This window comes from Rugamonas rubra (assembly GCF_900114705.1).
Lineage (GTDB): Bacteria > Pseudomonadota > Gammaproteobacteria > Burkholderiales > Burkholderiaceae_D > Rugamonas > Rugamonas rubra.
On the sequence record NZ_FOTW01000069.1, the window covers coordinates 1 to 2088 of the forward strand.

At 58.2% G+C, this 2088-nt stretch carries 1 protein-coding gene; it reads right to left on the reverse strand.

What is annotated here, in order from left to right; all coding sequences use genetic code 11:
- Positions 1 to 502 precede the first annotated feature (502 nt).
- Positions 503 to 1873: a sodium-dependent transporter gene (locus BM252_RS29725; protein WP_093391381.1), complete on the reverse strand. Its 1371-nt coding sequence runs from the start codon at positions 1871 to 1873 to the stop codon at positions 503 to 505.
- Positions 1874 to 2088 lie beyond the last annotated feature (215 nt).

Genomic DNA, 2088 nt, shown 5'->3' on the forward strand with positions numbered 1-2088 from the left:
TCCCGAACAGGACCGTGAAACAACTCTGCGCCGATGATAGTGCTGCAACCAGTGTGAAAGTAGGTTATCGTCAGGCTAGTTATACTAAAAACCCCAACCGGTGATCTGGTTGGGGTTTTTTTACGTCTGGAGCTTTTAAAGGGGCGATGCTGATCGCTGATGCTGCGCCAGGCGTCTGCCGGCATGATGGAAGCGTTATCGTCACGGTGAAAGCGCCGATCGCGTCCCGCCTCCGGGGGCGCAGAGTCTGCCGGCTCCTAGTGTAGTGTCGGCGTGGGTCTTCCGAACGCGGTGAACTCCGTCGCCTTGATGGCATCTCTGAGCTTGGGCCCGAGTCCGCCGGGTCGTCAAACCAGTAGCCGGCTGCTGTGCAAGTATCTTTACTGGACGCTAGGGGCGTGGCCCCGCCCAACATGGGCGTCTGCCATGCGGATAAAGCGAAGAGGGAGTGTCGAGAGCGCCACTTGCGCGCGACCTTGGGCGGCGCGCAAGTGGGGAGGTGTTAGAGCAGGTTCAGGCCCTTGAGCATTACCAGCAGAATAAGCACAGGCGAAACATAGCGCAGCAGGAAGAAGACCAGGCGGGAGGTCGACTCGTTCAGCAGCGTGCCGTTGTTGGACAGCGCCGAGGTAAATTGCTCGCGCCCCCATACCCAGCCGACAAACACCGCAAGCAAGATGCCGCCGGCTGGCATGATGATGTTCGATGAAACGAAGTCGAAAAGATCAAACATATTGAGGCCAAATATTTTGAAGCCTGCCAGCAGGCTATTGGTCAGTGCGCAGCTGGAACCGAGCACCATCAAACTGACAATCGTCAGCACGGTTGCGCGGCGCCTTGTGATGCCCAGTCGCTCGTGCAGAATCACCACCGGCACTTCCATCAACGACAGCATTGCTCCCGTCGCTGCCACGGCTGCCAACACGAAGAAAATAACCATCAGCACCTGCCCCATCGGAATCTGCGAGAAGACCGCCGGAATCGTAATGAAGACCAGCGCCGGACCGGCTGCCGGCGCGAAACCGAAGGTGAACACCGCAGGGAAGATGGCGATACCCGCAAGCATAGACACGCACAGATCCGCCGCCATCACGCGCACCGTCGTCATCGGGATATTTTGATCGTCGCGGAAGTAGCTGCCGTAGGTCATCATCGTCCCCATTCCGAGCGACAGCTTGAAGAAGGCTAGACCCATCGCCGTCAACACGACCGTGGCCGTGATTTTGCTGAAGTCGGGGCGGAACAGGAAGGCCAGGCCTTCGGCCGCCTTATCCAGCGACAGGCTGACCGCGCAAAGCAACAGCAGCAATAGGAACAGCAAAGGCATCAGTTTTTTCGCCAAACCCTCGATTCCCTTTGTCACGCCCATCAGTAGGATGCCGCCAATGAACATCAGCACGCCCCATTGCCACAGCAGCGACTGCGCCGGATCGGCGATCAGCTTGCTGAATGCCGCCTCGGTCACCTGGCGGTCGCTACTGAGAATGGAGCCGCCAATGGCCTTGACCACATAGGCAAAGACCCATGCCACCACTTCAGAATAGAAGGACAAGATAAGAAAGGACGCCAACATTCCGGCCGCCCCGACCAGCCACCATGGCTGCCCTTTGGGACTGAGCTTCTGCAGCGCGGTGATGGGATTGGCTTTGGCGCGCCGCCCCATGGTGATCTCCGCAATCATGACCGGCAAGCCGATGACCAGGGTGGCCAGCAGGTAGACCAGCAGGAAGCCGGCACCGCCGTTGGCGCCTGTCAAGTAAGGGAACTTCCAGATGTTGCCGAGTCCTACCGCTGAACCCAACGTCGCTGCGAGTACGCCGAAGCTGGAACTAAAGCCGCCGCGCTTGATTGTATTGTTGCTGCCGTGCCCCATTGCACCTCTCCTGATTGACCTGCCATGTACGGCAAAAGGTCGCGATTGTAGCAGTAAGGCAGGTTTGAGAAAAAAGCCTTGCAGATGGGAAGTGCCTTTGTTATAGTTCGCCTCCCCGCAAAACGGAGCGCGCAAAACAGCGCAGCGCAGAGTGAAGCGGGAAAAGTAGGGGTTGACGAAATGGCCGAAACGCTGCATACTCTTCCTTCTTCGCA